This window comes from Nitrospirillum amazonense, from assembly GCF_007828035.1.
In the GTDB taxonomy this organism is placed as follows: domain Bacteria; phylum Pseudomonadota; class Alphaproteobacteria; order Azospirillales; family Azospirillaceae; genus Nitrospirillum; species Nitrospirillum amazonense.
The window spans coordinates 80,789-98,573 of the sequence record NZ_VITV01000017.1; the positions used below are offsets into that span (position 1 = coordinate 80,789).

Here is a 17,785-nt window from a genome sequence, read left to right on the forward strand (position 1 = left end):
CTCAGTCCGATGTGGTCAGAACCCGGTGTGGATGGTCGTGTCGTGGTGGACGGTGGTGTCCACCGTCGATGACCCGCTGAAGGGATCGGCCACGGCGCTGTCCAGCCCCGAAGACGAGGTAGAGCTGTCAAAGGTGGTGTCCAGGCCCGTGCTCAAGGTTGTACTGAGTGCCGTCAACGTGTCTCCCACCGTGCCCACCGTGTGGCTGAGGTCGAAGTGACCCAACGCCATGTGCGCGCCGCCCTGGTCGTACAGGTCGATGCTGATGGCCCGCGTGCCGTTGTCGGCGCCGGCGTTCAGGTTCAAGGCCTGAAGGACGGACTGGTAGGTGCTGGCATCGGCGTCGCCGGCGAGCGTCAGGCTATGGTGCACGCTGTCGAAGCCGCCGCCAACCACCTCGATATTGGTACTGGCGATCATGGTGCGGCCGTCCGCCGTCGTGTCCAGTTGCAGGCCGGCCAGCGACAGGCTGTCGCCCGTGTGGAAGGCCAGCGGGTCCAGTGACACGATGGCGTGCGAGACCGTCTGGCCGCTGACCGCCGACAGGCTGAGGCCGGAGGCGAGCAGCCCGTCGGTCGCCAGGTTATGGCTATCAGCCACCGCCACGTGCAGCAGGCTGGTGGTGCTGGCCGTGTTGCCGTTGGCCTCCTGCGCCGTGGCCGTCACGGTCAGGGCCAGCGTGCCCGTCTCGGTGCCCGAGGGCACCAGCGACACATGCGCCAGGTCGGACGACTGCAGCGTCCAGGTGCCGTCATGGTTGTCCGTCCCCGCCGTCAGCATGGCGCCCACGGGCAGGCCGCCCACGGTGACATGCAGGTTTTCCGACCCGTCCGTATCCACCAGGGCAGACTGGATGTTCAGGGCGATGGGGCCGTTGTTGCTGCCGCTGGTGTCCGTCGTCTGCAGGGTAGGGGCGTCGGCCACCGCCATGACGGCGATGTGGACGTCGCCGCTGGTGGTGGAGATGACGCCGGCCCCGGTGGTGGCGGTGGCCGCGACGTGCGCCGTGATGGCGCTGGCGTCATTGTGACCCGGGGTCAGGGTCAGGCCCGCCAGGTCGTCGGTGGTCAGCGTCCAGCTGCCGTCGGCGTTGTGGGTGCCGTGGTTCAGCACGGCGTCGCTGGCCAGGCCGGTGACCGTCACCGACACATGGCCGTTGGCGTCCAGGTTGTCGGTCGATACGCCCAGGGTCAGGGCCACCGCCGTATCCTCCGTCGTCGCCGTATCCAGGGCCGCCAGATGGACGCCGGCGGCGGCCGGGGTCACATGCAGGGTGACGGTGCTGGTGGTGTCCGCCGCGCTGCCCGTGCTGGTTTCCAGCGCGTGGGCCGTGACCGTCAGGTTCACGTCACTGGTCACGGTGCTGGGCAGGGTGACCTTCAGGCCGGCCAGCTGTGCCGCCGTCAGGATCCAAGTGCCATCGCCGTTGTTCAGGCCCGCCGACAGCACCGCACCCGTGGGCACGTTGCCGATGGTGACGGACAGGCGCTCCGACCCGTCGGTGTCGACCAACGCCCCGGCGATGTTCAGGGCCGTGGCCGCCCCGGCCGTCACCGCCACCGGCGTGGTGGGCAGGGTCAGGGTGGGGGCGTCGGCCACCGCCGTGACCGTCAGGGCCAGGGTGCCGGTGGTGGTAGCCGTGGCCGCCGTGCCGTCCTGCGCCGTGGCGCTGACCGTCAGGTTCAGCGTGCCGCTGTAGCCGGTGGGCGGCGTCACCGTCAGGCCGGTGAGGTCAGCAGTGGTCAGGGAATAGACCCCGCCGCCCAGGCTGGTGCCATGGTTCAGGGTGGCGCCGGCGGGCAGGCCCGATACCAGGATGGTGGTGAAGTGTTCCGACCCGTCGGTATCGCCCAGGGCCGCGCCGACATGCAGGGCGATCGGCGTATGCTCCGCTCCCGTCGACGGCGTGATGGTCAGTATGGGCTGCTGCGTAACCGGGGTGACGGTCACCGACAGGCTCTTCGACGTGCTGGTGTAGTTGCCCTCCAACTCCGAGGAGATGGCCACCACCTGCAGGTTCAGCGTGCCGCTGTAGTTGGTGGGCGGGGTGAGGGTCAGGTTGGCCACTTCCGACGCCTTCAGGTCCCAGTCGCCGGTCAGGGCGTTATAGTGACCTGCGCTGAGGGTGGCGCCGGCCGGCAAGCCCTTGATGGCATAGGACAGGGTTTCCGACCCGTCGGTGTCCGTCAGCGCCCCGGTAATGGTCAGCGGGATGCTATGGTTCTCCGTCACGCTGGCGGAGCCGGTAACGGTGAGGGTGGGGGCGTCGGCCACGGCGTCGACCCGCACGTTCAGCAGGCCGATCTGGGTGGTGATGCCCAGCACCTTGACCGAAAGGCCCAGCTGGAAGTCGCTGGCATCATTGGTGGGCGGGGTGATCTTCAAGGTGCTCAGCAGGCCGCTGGCCACCGTCCAGGTACCGTCGCTGTTCTTCGTGCCGCCCGACAGGGTGGCGCCGGCAGGTACGCCAGCGATGGTGACGCTGGCCGCCCCCAGCAGGTTCAGGCTGACCAGGCTGGTGCCCAGGGTGATGGCCGTGTCCTCCAACCCGTGTACGGGGGTCAGCAGCAGGCCGGTCAGCGCCCCCACCACTTCAGAGGCCACCGTGACCGCCAGCGGCTGGGTGGCGGAGACGGCGACGGAACCGTTCGCGTCGCGCGCCACTTCCGTCACCGTCAGGTTCATGGTGCCGCTGTAGCTGATGGGCGGGGTGACGGTCAGACCGGTGATCTGGCTGGGCAGCACCGTCCAGGTGCCGTCGCCGTTGTTGATGCCGGCGGACAGGTGGGCGCCGTTGGGAACGCCGCCGATGATGTAGGACTGCTGCTGCGTCCCCACCGTGTCCAGCAGCGAGCCCACGACGTTGAGGCCCAGCGCGGTGTGGTACAGCCCACTGACGGCCGAGGTGACGACCGAGCCGACATTGGCCACGGCCGCGACCTGCACGCCCAGGGTGCCGCCCACCGTTTCCGCCTGTGCGCCGACGCCGACACCGTAGGAGACGTTGAGGTTGAAACTGCCGCTGTAGCTGGAGGGCGTGGTGATGGTCAGCCCCGTCAGCTGAGAAGGCGTCAGCAGATAACTGCCGTCCAGCTGCAGGATGCCGTGATTCAGTGAGGCGCCGGCGGGCAGGCCGCTGACAACGACGGAGTTGAGGTCGCTCACCGACGCGGCGGCGGACAGCCCCGTGGTGAGGTCCAGCGCCGTGGCCGTCCCCTGCACCCCCACGGCCGCACCCAAGCTGACCGAGACGTCGCTGTGCAGCAGGTTGGGCACGCCCAAGGACCCAAGAACGGTGACGCCCAGGGTGCCGCTGACGCTGGCCGTGCTGCCGCTACCGGTCTCCGTGGCGATGGCGTTGACGGTCAGGTTCAGCATGCCGCTGTAGTTGTGCGGCGGAGTCAGCGTCAGACCAGACAGGTCGCTGGGTGACAGCGACCATACCGTTGTGCCGTTGGCTAGGACGGCCGTTAATTGGCCGTGGTTCAGCGTGCCGCCGGCCGGGACGCCCGATACGGTGACCGACAGCTGCTCCGACCCGTCGGTGTCGCCCAGGACCGGGGCCACTACCAGGGGAATGGTGGCGTTGGCTACGCCCAGGGCCGGGGTCATTACCAGGGTGGGTGTATCGGCCACGCCGGCCACCGTCACCGGCAGGATCAGGCTGGTGGCGGCGTCGTTCAGGTTGCTGGTCTCGGTCCCGTGCGCCGTGACCGTGAGGTTGAAGGTGCCGCTGTAGTTGGTAGGCGGCGTCACCGTCAGGCCGGACAGCTGGGCCGGGGTGAGGAGGTAGCTGCCGTCCAGTTGCAGTATGCCGTGGTTCAGCGTGGCGCCCAGCGGCAGGCCGCTGACGACGATGCTCATGACCTCTGACCCGTCGGTGTCGGTCAGGCTACCCATGATGGTCAGCGGGACGGCGCGGTCCTCCAGTCCGTTGGCGGGCAGGACGGCCAGGTGGGGCGTGTCGGCCACGGCTGTGACTGTCACCGGCAGGACGGCGCTGGTGGTGCTCTCCACCGAGCCCAGGGCCGCGTGAGCGGTGACGCCCAGGCTGAGCGTGCCGCTGTAGTTGGTTGGCGGGGTCAAGGTCAGGCCGGACAGCTGGGCGCCGGTCAGGGTCCAGCTGCCATCGGCGTTGTGGATGCCGGCGGAAAGGGTGGCGCCCGCCGGCACGCCGGTCAGGGTGACGGACAGCGTCTCACCCGCCACCGACGCCACCAGGGAGGTGGCGATGGTCAGGGCGACGGGACGATCCTCCAGTCCCACGGCGGCGGCGACCGCCAGGGTGGGCGCCTGGGTCGTGGCCAGCACGGTGACCGACAGGCTGCCGGTGGCATCGGCACTGGTGCCATTGACTGAAGTGTGGGCGTCGACCGACAGGGTCAGGGTACCGGTGTAGTTGGCGGGCGGAGTGATGGTCAGCCCCGCCAGCTGCGCCGGGGTCAGCAGGTAGCTGCCGTCCAGTTGCAGGACGCCGTGGTTAAGCGTGGCGCCCAGGGGCAGGCCGCTGATGGTCACTGCCAGGGTCTCGCCCGTGATCGCCTCCGGCAGGCTGGTGGCCAGGTTCAGGCTGATGGGCTGGTTCTCCAGGCCCAGCGACGTGCCCAGGTTCAGATTGGGCACATCGGCCACCGGCAGGACGGTGACGCCCATGCTGGCGCTGGCCGCTGCGTCGGTGCCGTTCAGACCGGCGTGGGCGGTGACGGCCAGGTTCAAGGTGCCGTGGTAGTTGGCGGGCGGGGTCAGGGTCAGGCCGGACAGTTGCGCGCCGGTCAGGGTCCAGCTGCCATCGGCGTTGTGGGTGCCGGCCGACAGGGTGGCGCCGGCGGGCACGCCGGTGACGACCACGGACAGCGTCTCGCCCACCACGGGGGCCAGCAGGCCGGCCCCCAGGGTCAGGGCGATGGCGTGGTTCTCCAGGCCCAGGGCGGGAAGGACGGTCACGGTCGGAATGTCGGCCACCTGCAGGACATTCACCGCCAGGTTGGCGCTGGCCGTGGCGTCGGTGCCGTTCAGGCCGGCATGGGCGGTGACAGTCAGGTTCAGGGTGCCGTGGTAGTTGGCGGGCGGGGTCAGGGTCAGGCCGGATAGTTGGGCGCTGGTCAGGGTCCAGCTGCCATCGGCGTTGTGGGTGCCGGCCGACAGGGTAGCGCCGACGGGCACGCCGGTGACGACCACGGATAGCGTCTCGCCCACCACGGGGGCGGCCAGGCCGGCGGTCAGGCTCAGGGCCACGGGCTGGTTCTCCAGGCCCACGGCCGGCAGGGTGACCAGGGTCGGGATGTCCGCCACCTGCAGCACGGTGACGGCTACGGTGGCGCTGGCTGTGGCGTCGGTGCCGTTGAGGCCGGCATGCGCCGTGACGCCCAGGTTCAGGGTGCCGTGATAATTGGCCGGCGGCGTGATGCTGAGGCCCGTCAGTTGGGCGCCGGTCAAGGTCCAGGTGCCGTCGGCGTTGTGGGTACCGGCGGACAGGGTGGCGCCCACCGGCACGCCGGTGACGACCACGGACAGCGTCTCGCCCACCACGGGGGTGGCGAGGCCGGCGGTCAGGCTGAGGGCCACCGGCTGGTTCTCCAGGCCCACGGCCGGCAAGGTGACCAGGGTCGGGATATCCGCCACCTGCAGGACGTTGACCGACAGGTGCGCGCTGGCCGCGGCGTCGGTGCCGTTCAGGCCGGCGTGGGCGGTGACGGTCAGGTCCAGGGTGCCGTGGTAGTTGGCCGGTGGCGTCAGGGTCAGGCCGGTCAACTGGGCGCCGGTCAGGGTCCAGCTGCCATCGGCGTTATGGGTGCCGGCGGACAGCGTCGCGCCCACGGGCACGCCGGTGACGACCACGGACAGCGTCTCCCCCGCCACGGGCGCGGCCAGGCCGGCGGTCAGGCTGAGGGCCACAGGCTGGTTCTCCAGCCCCACGGCCGGCAGCACCGCCAGGGTGGGAACGTCGGCGATCTGCAGGATGTTGACGGCCACGTTGGCGCTGGCCACCGCGTCGGTGCCGTTCAGGCTGGCATGGGCGGCGACGGTCAGGTTCAAGGTGCCGTGATAGTCGTGCGGCGGGGTGATGCTGAGGCCCGTCAGTTGGGCGGCCGTAAGGGTCCAGGTGCCGTCGCTGTTGTGCGTGCCGGCGGACAGCGTGGCGCCCACGGGCACGCCGCTGATCACCACCGACAGGGCCTCTCCCACCACTGGGGTGGCGAGGCCGGCGGTGATATTGAGGGCCACCGGCTGGTTCTCCAGGCCCACCACGGGCAGGGTCACCAGGTTGGGGACGTCGGCCACGGGCAGGACGGTGACGGCCAGGTTGGCGCTGGCCGTGGCGTCCGTGCCGTTCAGGCCGGCGTGGGCCGTGACGGTCAGGTTCAGGCTGCCGCTGTAGTCGTGCGGCGGGGTCAGGGTCAGGCCGGTCAGCTGGGCCCCGGTCAGGGTCCAGGTGCCGTCGGCGTTGTGGGTGCCGGCGGATAGGGTGGCGCCCAGGGGCAGGCCGCTGACGACCACGGACAGGCTCTCGCCCGCCACCGGGGCGGCAAGGCCGGCGGTGAGGTTCAGCGCCACAGGCTGGTTTTCCAGCCCGACGGCCGGCAGGACGGCCACGGTCGGGATGTCCGCCACCTGCAGCACATTGACCGACAGGTGGGCGCTGGCCACGGCGTCCGTACCGTTCAGGCCGGCGTGGGCGGTGACGGTCAGGTCCAGGGTGCCGTGGTAGTTGGCTGGCGGGGTCAGGGTCAGGCCGGTCAGCTGGGCCCCGGTCACCGTCCAGGTGCCGTCATGGTTGTTGGTGCCGGCCGACAGGGTGGCGCCGGCGGGCACGCCGCTGACCACCACCGACAGCGTCTCTCCCACCACGGGGCTAACCAACCCGGCGGAAATGTTGAGCGACACCGGCTGGCTTTCAAGGCCCGCCACGGGCAGGACCACCAGGGTGGGTATGGTCGCCACCGGCAGCACGGTGACGGCCAGGTTGGCGCTGATCGCCGCGTCCGTGCCGTTGATGTCGGCGTGGGCGGTGATGCCCAGGGTCAGGCTGCCGGTGTAGTCGGCGGGCGGGGTGAGGGTCAGGCCGGTCAGCTGGCCCCCGGTCAGGGTCCAGGTGCCGTCGCTGTTGTGGGTACCGGCGGACAGGGTGGCGCCAACCGGCACGCCGCTGACGACGACGGACAGGGTTTCGCCCAGGGCCGGGGCCACCAAGCCGGCGCCGATGGTCAGGGCGATGGGCTGGTTCTCCAGCCCCACCGTGGGCAGCACCGCCAGGGTGGGGATGTCGGCCACGGGTAGCACCGTGACGGTCAGGTTTGCGCTCGCCGTCGCTTCCGTGCCGTTCAGGTCGGCGTGGGCGGTCACGGTCAGGTTCAGGGTGCCGTTGTAGTCATGCGGCGGAGTGACGGTCAGGCCCGTCAACTGGGCGCTGGTCAGGGTCCAGGTGCCGTCGCCGTTATGCGTGCCGGCGGACAGGGTGGCGCCGGCGGGCAGGCCGCCCACCACCACGGACAGGGTTTCCCCCGCCAGCGGGGTGGGCAGGCCGGCGGCGATGGTGAGGGCGATGGGCTGGTCTTCCAGGCCGACCACCGGCAGGGCCACCAGGTTGGGCACCTCGGCCACCGGCAGCACCGTCACCGCCAGGTTGGCGCTGACCGAGGCCTGGGCCCCCGCCAGGTCGGCATGGGCGGTGACGCCCAGGGTGATGGTGCCGTGGTAGTCGGCGGGTGGGGTCAGGGTCAGGCCGGTCAGTTGGGCGCCGGTCAGCGTCCAGGTGCCGTCGGCGTTATGGGTGCCGGCGGACAGGGTGGCGCCCACGGGCACGCCGGTGACGACGACCGATAGGGTTTCCCCTACCGCCGGCGTGGCGATGCCGGCGGTGATGGTCAGGGCGATGGGGTGATCCTCCAGCCCCACCACCGGCAGGACCGCCAGGTTGGGAATGTCGGCCACCGGCAGCACCGTCACCGACAGGCTGGCGTTGGTGGTGGCCTCGACACCGGCCAGGGTGGCATGGGCGGTGATGCCCAGGCTGAGCGTGCCGTGATAGTCGGCGGGCGGGGTCAGGGTGATGCCGGACAGCTGGGCGCCGGTCAGGGTCCAGGTGCCGTCGTGGTTGTCGGTACCGGCGGACAGGGTGGCGCCCACCGGCACGCCGCTGACGGTGACGGTCAGCGTCTCACCTGGCGCCGGGGCCGCGATGCCGGCGGCGATGTTCAGGGCGATGGGCTGATGCTCCAGCCCTACCACGGGCAGGACGGCCAGGTTGGGCACGTCGGCCACGGGCACGACGGTGACGGCCAGGCTGGCGCCCACCGACGCCTCCGTCCCGTTCAGGTCGGCATGGGCGGTGACGGTCAGGTTCAGGGTGCCGTGATAGTCGTGCGGCGGTGTCAGGGTCAGGCCGGTCAGCTGTGCCCCGGTCAGTGTCCAGGTGCCGTCATGGTTGTCGGTGCCGGCCGACAGCGTGGCGCCGGCCGGCAGGCCGCCAACCACCACGGACAGGGTCTCTCCCACCGCCGGTGTGGCGATGCCGGCGGTGATGGTCAGGGCGATGGGCTGGTCTTCCAGCCCCACCACCGGCAGGACCACCAGGTTGGGCACGTCGGCCACGGGCAGGACGGTGACGGCCACGGTGGCGCTGGCCGTCGCTTCCGTGCCGTTGACATCGGCGTGGGCGGTGACGGCCAGGCTCAGGGTGCCGTGGTAATCGGCGGGCGGTGTGAGGGTCAGGCCGGTCAACTGGGCCGTGGTCAGGGTCCAGGTGCCGTCATGATTGTCTGTGCCGGCGGACAGCGTGGCGCCCGCCGGCATGCCGGCAATGGTGACGCTCAGCGTTTCCCCCGCCACTGGGGCCACCAGGCCGGCGGCGATGGTGAGGGCGACGGGCTGGTCTTCCAGACCCACCACGGGCAGGACCGCCAGGTTGGGGATGTCTGCCACGGGCAGGACGGTGACGGCGACGGTGGCGCTGGCGGTCGCCTCGGTGCCGTTCACGTCGGCGTGGGCGGTGACGGACAGGTTCAGCGTGCCATGGTAATCGGCGGGCGGGGTGAGGGTCAGGCCGGTCAACTGGGCCGTGGTCAGGGTCCAGGTGCCGTCATGATTATCGGTACCGGCCGACAGCGTGGCGCCGGCCGGCAGGCCGCTGATGGTGACACTCAACGTTTCCCCCGCCACCGGGGCGGTCAGGCCGGCGGCAATGGTCAGGGCGATGGGCTGGTCTTCCAGGCCCACCACGGGCAGGGCCACCAGGTTGGGGATATCCGCCACCGGCAGCACCGTGACAGCCAGCCCGATATTGGCCGAGGCTTCCGTGCCGTTGACGTCGGCGTGGGCTGTCACGGCCAGGTTCAGGGTGCCGCTGTAGTCGGCCGGCGGGGTCAGGGTCAGCCCAGTCAGCTGAGCCCCGGTCAACGTCCAGGTGCCGTCGTGGTTATCTGTGCCGGCGGACAGGGTCGCGCCCGCCGGCACGCCGCTGACCACCACAGACAGGGTCTCGCCCGCCGCCGGACTTGCCAATCCGGCGGTGATGTTCAGGGCGATGGGCTGATCCTCCAGGCCCACCACGGGCAAGGTCACCAAGTTCGGAATATCCGCGACAGGCAGCACGGTCACCGCCAGGTTGGCGCTGGCGGTCGCCTCCGTGCCGTTGACGTCGGCGTGGGCGGTGACGGTCAGGTTCAGGGTGCCGTTGTAGTCGGCGGGCGGGGTGACGGTCAGGCCGCTCAACTGCACCCCGGTCAGGGTCCAGGTGCCGTCATGGTTGTCCGTGCCGGCCGACAGGATGGCGCCGGCGGGCAGGCCGGCCACGGTGACCGTCAGGCTTTCACCCACCGACACCGGCGCCGTCAGGCTGGCGGCGATGTTCAGGGCGATGGGCTGGTCCTCCAGCCCCACCGTGGGCAGCACCACCAGGTTGGGGATGTCGGCCACGGGCAGCACCGTGACCGCCAAATTGGCGCTGGCCGTGGCGTCCGTCCCGTTCAGGTCGGCATGGGCGGTGACGGTCAGGTTCAGGCTGCCATGGTAATCGGCGGGTGGTGTCAGGGTGACACCGGTCAGCTGGGCGCTGGTGAGCGTCCAGGTGCCGTCGTGATTGTCGGTGCCGGCGGACAGGCTGGCACCGGCGGGCAGGCCGGCGACGGTGACGCTCAGCGTCTCCCCCGCCGACACCGGGGCCGCCAGGCCGGCGGTGATGGTCAGGGCGATGGGATGGTCTTCCAGCCCCACCACGGGCAGGACCGCCAGGTTGGGGATATCGGCCACCGGCAACACGGTGACGGCGACAGTGGCGCTGATGGCGGCGTCCGTGCCGTTCACGTCGGCATGCGCCGTGACGCCCAGGGTCAGGGTGCCGTGATAGTCGGCAGGCGGAGTCAGGGTTAGGCCCGTCAGTTGGGCACCCGTCAGGGTCCAGGTGCCGTCGTGGTTGTCGGTACCGGCGGACAGGACGGCGCCGGCCGGCAGGCCGCTCACCGTGACGGTCAGCGTCTCACCCGCCGCAGGGGTCGCCAGGCTGGCGCCGATGGTCAGGGCGATGGGCTGGTCTTCCAGGCCGACGGCCGGCAGGACCACCAGGTTGGGGATGTCAGCCACCGGCAGGACGGTGACGGTCAGGCCGGTGCTCACCGAGGCCGCGGTGCCGTTCACGTCGGCATGCGCCGTGACGCCCAGGGTGATGGTGCCATTGTAGTCGGCGGGCGGGGTGATGGTCAGGCCGGTCAGCTGCACGCCGGTCAGGGTCCAGGTGCCGTCATGGTTATCGGTGCCGGCCGAGAGGACGGCGCCGGTGGGCACGCCGCTGACCACCACCGACAGGGCTTCGCCCGCCACCGGCGCGGCCAGGCCGGCACTGATGTTGAGCGCGATGGGCTGGTCTTCCAGGCCCACCACGGGCAAGGCCACCAGGTTGGGCACGTCGGCGACGGGCAGCACGGTGACGGCGATGGCGGCGTTGGCCGTGGCCTCCGTCCCATTGACGTCGGCGTGGGCGGTGACGGTCAGGTTCAGGGTGCCGCTGTAGTCGGCGGGCGGGGTAATGGTCAGGCCCGTCAGCTGCGCGGCTGTCAGGGTCCAGGTTCCATCATGGTTGTCGGTGCCGGCCGACAGGCTGGCGCCCACCGGCACGCCACCCACCACCACCGACAGGGTTTCGCCCGCCACGGGGGTCGCCAGGCTGGCGCCGATGCTCAGGGCGATGGGCTGGTCCTCCAGCCCCACGGCCGGCAGGGCCACCAGGTTGGGGATATCCGCCACAGGCAGGACGGTAACCGACAGGCTGCCGCTGACCGTTGCCTCGGTGCCGTTCACGTCGGCATGGGCGGTGACGGTCAGGTTCAGGGTGCCGTTATAATCGGCCGGTGGGGTGAGGGTCAGGCCGGTGAGCTGGACACCGGTCAGGGTCCAGGTGCCATCATGGTTGTCGGTGCCGGCCGACAGGACGGCGCCGGTGGGCACGCCGCTGACCACCACCGACAGGGTTTCCCCCGCCGCGGGCGTGGTGAGGCCGGCGGCAATGTTCAGGGCGATAGGCTGGTCTTCCAATCCGACCGCCGGCAACACCACCAGGTTGGGGATGTCCGCCACCGGCAGGACGGTGACGGCGACGGCGGCATTGGCCGTGGCCTCCGTCCCGTTCACGTCGGCATGGGCGGTGACGGTCAGGTTCAGGGTGCCGCTATAGTCGGCGGGCGGGGTGATAGTCAGGCCGGTCAGCTGGACACCGGTCAGGGTCCAGGTGCCGTCGTGGTTGTCGGTGCCGGCGGACAGGGTGGCGCCCACCGGCACGCCGCCCACCACCACCGACAGGGTTTCCCCCGCAGCCGGCGTCGTCAGCCCGGCGGCGATGGTCAGGGCGATGGGCTGGTCCTCCAGCCCCACGGCCGGCAGGGCCACCACGTTAGGGACATCCGCCACAGGCAGGACGGTGACCGCCAGACCACCGCTGACCGTTGCCTCGGTGCCGTTCACGTCGGCATGGGCGGTGACGGTCAGGTTCAGGGTGCCGCTGTAATCGGCGGGCGGGGTGAGTGTCAGGCCGGACAGCTGTGCCCCGGTCAGTGTCCAGGTGCCGTCATGGTTGTCGGTGCCGGCCGACAGGGTGGCGCCCACAGGTACGCCGCTCACCACGACGGACAGGGTCTCCCCCGTCGCCGGCGTCGCCAGGCCCGCGCCGATGGTGAGGGCGATGGGTTGGTCTTCCAGGCCCACCGCCGGCAGGACCACGAGGTTCGGCACGTCGGCCACGGGCAGGACGGTGATGGCCACGGTGGCGCTGGCCGTGGCCTCCGTGCCGTTGACGTCGGCGTGGGCGGTGACGGTCAGGTTCAGCGCGCCGCTGTAATCGGCGGGTGGGGTGATGGTCAGGCCGGTCAGCTGGACGCCGGTCAGGGTCCAGGTACCGTCATGATTGTCCGTACCGGCGGATAGGGTGGCGCCCACGGGCACGCCGCTGATGACAACGGACAGGGTTTCCCCCGCCGCCGGAGACGCCAGGCCGGCGGCGATGGTCAGGGCGATGGGCTGGTCCTCCAGCCCCACGGTGGGCAGCACCACCAGGTTGGGCACGTCGGCCACCGGCAGCACGCTGACCGACACACTGCCCGTCGTGTCGGCGGTGGTGCCGTTGGCGTCGGCATGCGCCGTCACGGTCAGGGTGACGGTCCCGTTGTAGTCCGCCGGCGGCGTCAGGGTCAGGCCCGTCAGCTGGGCGGTGGTCAAGGTCCAGGTGCCGTCGTGGTTGTCGGTGCCGGTGGATAGGGTGGCGCCGGCGGGCACGCCCGCGATGGTGATGGACAGGGTCTCGCCATCGGCCGGGGTATGCAGCCCGGCGGCGATGGTCAGGGCGATGGGCTGGTCCTCCAGGCCCACCGCCGGCAGCGTCACCAGGCTGGGGGCGTCGGCCACCGGCAGGACGGTGACCGACAGGCTGCCGCTGGCGTCGGCGCTGGTGCCGTTGACCTCGGCATGGGCGGTGACGGTCAGGGTGACGGTGCCGTTGTAATCGGCCGGCGGCGTCAGGGTCAGGCCGGTCAACTGGGCGGTGGTCAGGGTCCAGGTGCCGTCGTGGTTGTCGGTACCGGCGGACAGGGTGGCGCCGACCGGCACACCGGCGATGGTGACGGACAGGGTCTCACCCGCCGCGGGGGCCGCCAAGCCGGCGGCGATGCTCAGGGCGATGGGCTGATCTTCCAGCCCGACGGCAGGCAGGACGGCCAGGCTGGGCATATCGGCCACGGGCGTGACGGTAACGGCCAGGCTGGCACTGGTGGTGGCTTCCAGGCCGCCCACGTCGGCATGGGCGGTGACGTTCAGGGCCAGGGTGCCGTTGTAGTCGGCGGGCGGCGTCAAGGTCAGGCCCGTCAGCTGTGCCGCGGTCAGTGTCCAAGTGCCGTCATGGTTGTCGGTGCCGGCGGACAGGGTGGCGCCGGCCGGCAGGCCGCTGATGGTGACGTGCAGCGTCTCCCCCGCCACCGGGGCGGTCAGGCCGGCCGCCAGCGTCAGGGCGATGGGCTGGTCCTCCAGGCCCACGGCGGGCAGGACCACCAGGCTGGGCGCCTCGATGCTGGCACCGGCACCGATGGAGACATCCACGGGCGCCACGGTGACCGCCAGGCTGGCACTGGTGGTGGCCTCCAGGCCGCCCACCTCGGCGTGGGCGGTGACGGACAGGGTCAGCGTGCCGCTGTAATCGGCGGGCGGGGTGATGGTCAGGCCGGTCAGCTGGACGCCGGTCAGGGTCCAGGTGCCGTCGTGGTTGTCGGTACCAGCGGACAGGGTGGCGCCCACGGGAACGCCGGCGATGGTTACGCTCAGCGTCTCGCCATCGGCTGGCGCCACCAAGCCGGCGGCGATGGTGAGGGCGATGGGCTGGTCCTCCAGCCCGATGGCGGGCAGGACCGCCAGGGTGGGGGCGTCGGCCACCGGCAGGACGGTGACCGTCAGGCTGCCGCTGGTCGTGGTCTCCACCCCCGCCACCTCGGCATGGGCGGTGACGCTCAGGGCCAGGGTGCCATTGAAATCGGCCGGTGGTGTCAGGGTCAGGCCGGTGAGCTGGACGCCGGTCAGTGTCCAGGTGCCGTCGTGGTTGTCGGTGCCGGCGGACAAGATGGCGCCCACAGGAACGCCGGCGATGGTGACGCTCAGCGTCTCACCGGCGGCGGGCGCCACCAGGCCGGCACCGATGGTGAGGGCGATGGGCTGGTCCTCCAGCCCGATGGCGGGCAGGACGGCCAGGGTGGGGGCGTGGGCCACGGGGGTGACGGTGACGGCCAGGTTGGCGCTGGTGGTGGCCTCCACCCCCGCCAGCTCGGCATGCGCGGTGACGCCCAGGGTCAGGGTGCCGCTGTAGTCGGCGGGTGGGGTGATGGTCAGGCCCGTGAGCTGCACGGCCGTCAGGGTCCAGGTGCCGTCACCGTTGTCGGTGCCGGCGGACAGGGTGGCGCCGGCCGGCAGGCCGCTGATGGTGACGCTCAACGTCTCCCCCGCCAGCGGGTTGGGCAGGTTGGTGGCGATGGTGAGGGCGATGGGCTGGTCTTCCAGGCCGATGGCCGGCAGCAGGGTCAGGCCCGGGGCGTCGATGCCCACGCCGACATGCACGGTGTCGGGGTCGACCGTCACCGCCAGGGTGCCGGTGGTATCGGCGCTGGTGCCACCCACCTCGGCATGGGCTGTGACGGACAGGGTCAGCGTGCCGCTGTAATCGGCCGGCGGCGTCAGGGTCAGGCCCGTCAGCTGGCCGGCGCTCAGTGTCCAGGTGCCGTCGTGGTTGTCCACGCCCGCCGACAGGTGGGCGCCCGCCGGTACACCGGCCACTGTCACCGACAGTGTCTCACCCTGTGCCGGATCGACCAGGCTGGCGGAGATGCTCAACGCGATGGGTTGGTCCTCATGCCCCACCGACGCCTGCAGGCTCAACACCGGCGCATCCGCCACGGGCGCCACCGTGATGGACAGGGTGCCCGTGGTGTCGGCAGTGGTGCCATTGACCGCAGCCTCCGCCGTGACGGACAGCGTCAAGGTGCCGCTGTAGTCGGCCGGCGGAGTGATGGTGAGGCCGGTGAGCTGGGCGCCGGTCAGGGTCCAGGTGCCGTCGCCGTTGTCGGTGCCGGCGGACAGGGTGGCGCCGGCGGGGACACCGGCGATGGTGACGGACAAAGTCTCGCCATCGGCCGGAGCGTGCAAGCCGGCAGCGATGGTAAGGGCGATGGGCTGATCCTCCAGGCCCACGGCGGGCAGGATCGCCAGGGTGGGGGCATCGGCCACCGGGGCGACGGTGACGGCCAGGCTGCCGGTGGTGTCGGCGCTGGTGCCGCCCACTTCGGCATGGGCGGTGACGGACAGGTTCAGCGTGCCGCTGTAGTCGGCCGGCGGAGTGATGGTGAGGCCGGTGAGCTGGGCGCCGGTCAGGGTCCAGGTGCCGTCGCCGTTGTCAGTGCCGGCAGACAGGGTGGCGCCGGCGGGGACACCGGCGATGGTGACGGACAGGGTCTCGCCATCCGCCGGGGCATGCAGGCCGGCGGCGATGGTCAGGGCGATGGGCTGATCCTCCAAGCCCACGGAGGGCAGGATCGTCAGGGTGGGGGCATCGGCCATCGGGGCGACGGTGACGGCCAGGCTGCCGGTGGTGTCGGCGCTGGTGCCGCCCACTTCGGCATGGGCGGTGACGGACAGGGTCAGCGTGCCGCTGTAGTCGGTCGGCGGAGTGATGGTGAGGCCGGTGAGCTGGGCGCCTGTCAAGGTCCAGGAGCCGTCGCCATTGTCGGTGCCGGCGGACAGGGTGGCGCCGACGGGGACACCGGCGATGGTGACGCTCAGGGTCTCGCCATCGGCCGGAGCGTGCAGCCCGGCAGCGATGGTCAGGGCGATGGGCTGATCCTCCAGGCCCACGGCGGGCAGGATCGTCAGGGTGGGGGCATCGGCCACCGGGGCGACGGTGACGGCCAGGCTGCCGGTGGCACTGATGTCCGTGCCGTCCAGCGCGGCATGAGCCGTCACACCCAAATTCAGGGTGCCGCTGTAGTCCGTCGGGGGGGTGAGGGTCAGTCCCACCAATTGATCGCCGGTCAGCGTCCAGGTGCCGTCATGGTTATCAATGCCGGCGGATAGGGTAGCGCCGGCCGGAACACCATCGATGGTGACGCTAACGGTTCCGGAAGCACCTGAGGTGGGCAAGCCGACGGAGATGGAAACGCCGATGGAATGATCTTCCAGGCCAAGCGCAGGTGACAGCGTCAGGCTGATGGAGGCACCTGTACCTGGATCGGTGTGTCCACCGGTGCCAGGATCGGTCGTTCCACCGGAACCCGTGCCGGTGCCGGGATCAGTGCCGCCGGTCCCGGTTGAGGGATCGGTGGGGGTGGAGCCGGAGCCCGTGCCACCGCCGACGGTGGTGGGGTCGGTCGCGCCGGAGCCGGTGTTGCCACCGCCAGCCTCGACGCCGCCGGAGCCCGTTCCAGTGGTCGGATCAGTGCCGTGGTCGGTACCGCCGGTCCCGGTTGAGGGATCGGTGGGGGTGGAGCCGGAGCCACCGCTGCCGGTGGTGGGGTCGGTTGAGCCGGTACCGGGGTTGCCGCCGCCGGCCTCGACCCCGCCGGAGCCCGTGCCGGTGGTCGGGTCAGTGCCGTGGCCGGTGCCGCCAGTCCCGGTTGAGGGATCTGTGGGCGTGGTGCCGGTGCCACCGCTGCCGGTGGTGGGGTCAGTCGCGCCGGAGCCGGTGTTGCCACCGCCCGCCTCGACCCCGCCGGAGCCCGTGCCGGTGGTCGGGTCAGTGCCGTGGTCGGTGCCGCCGGTTCCGGTCGAGGGATCGGTGGGGGAGGTGTCCGTGCCGCCGCTGCCGGTGGTGGGGTCTGTCGTACCGGTGCCGGTGTTGCCACCGCCGGCCTCGACCCCGCCGGAGCCTGTGCTGGTGGTCGGGTCAGTGCCGTGGCCGGTGCCGCCGGTTCCGGTCCCGGTTGACGGATCGGTGGGCGTGGCGCCCGTGCCACCGCTGCCGGTGGTGGGGTCTGTCGTGCCGGAGCCGGTGTTGCCGCCGCCGGCCTCGACCCTGCCGGAACCTGTGCCGGTGGTTGGGTCAGTGCCGTGGTCGGTGCCGCCGGTTCCGGTCCCAGTCGAGGGATCGATGGGGGTGGAGCCGGAGCCCGTGCCGCCGCTGCCGGTGGTGGGGTCGGTCGTACCGGTACCGGTGTTGCCACCGCCAGCCTCGACCCCGCCGGAGCCCGTGCCGGTGGTTGGATCGGTGCCGTGGTCGGTGCCGCCGGTTCCGGTCCCGGTGGAGGGATCGGTGGGGGTGGTGCCGGTGCCACCGCTGCCGGTGGTGGGGTCGGTTGAGCCGGTACCGGTGTTGCCGCCGCCGGCCTCGACCCCGCCGGAGCCCGTGCCGGTGGTTGGATCGGTGCCGTGGTCGGTGCCGCCGGTTTCGGTCCCGGTGGAGGGATCGGTGGGGGTGGAGCCGGAGCCCGTGCCACCGCCGCCGGTGGTGGGGTTGGTCGAGCCGGAGCCGGTGTTGCCGCCGCCGGCCTCGACGCTGCCGGAACCTGTGGTCGGATCGGCGCCGTGGTCGGTGCCGCCGGTTCCGGTCCCGGTTGAGGGATCGGTGGGCGTGGTGCCGGTGCCACCGCCGCCGGTGGTGGGGTTGGTCGTTCCAGTGCCGGTGTTGCCACCGCCGGCCTCGACGCTGCCGGAACCTGTGCCGGTGGTCGGGCCAGTGCCGTGGTCGGTGCCGCCGGTTCCGGTCCCGGTTGAGGGATCGGTGGGCGTGGTGCCGGTGCCACCGCCGCCGGTGGTGGGGTTGGTCGTTCCAGTG

The 17,785-nt window shown here is 71.4% G+C and carries 1 protein-coding gene; it reads right to left on the reverse strand.

Annotated elements, in window-relative coordinates:
• Nucleotides 1-15: 15 nt before the first annotated feature.
• Nucleotides 16-17,785: Ig-like domain-containing protein (locus FBZ87_RS29405; protein WP_186455026.1), on the reverse strand; the 17,770-nt coding region annotated here is incomplete at its 5' end.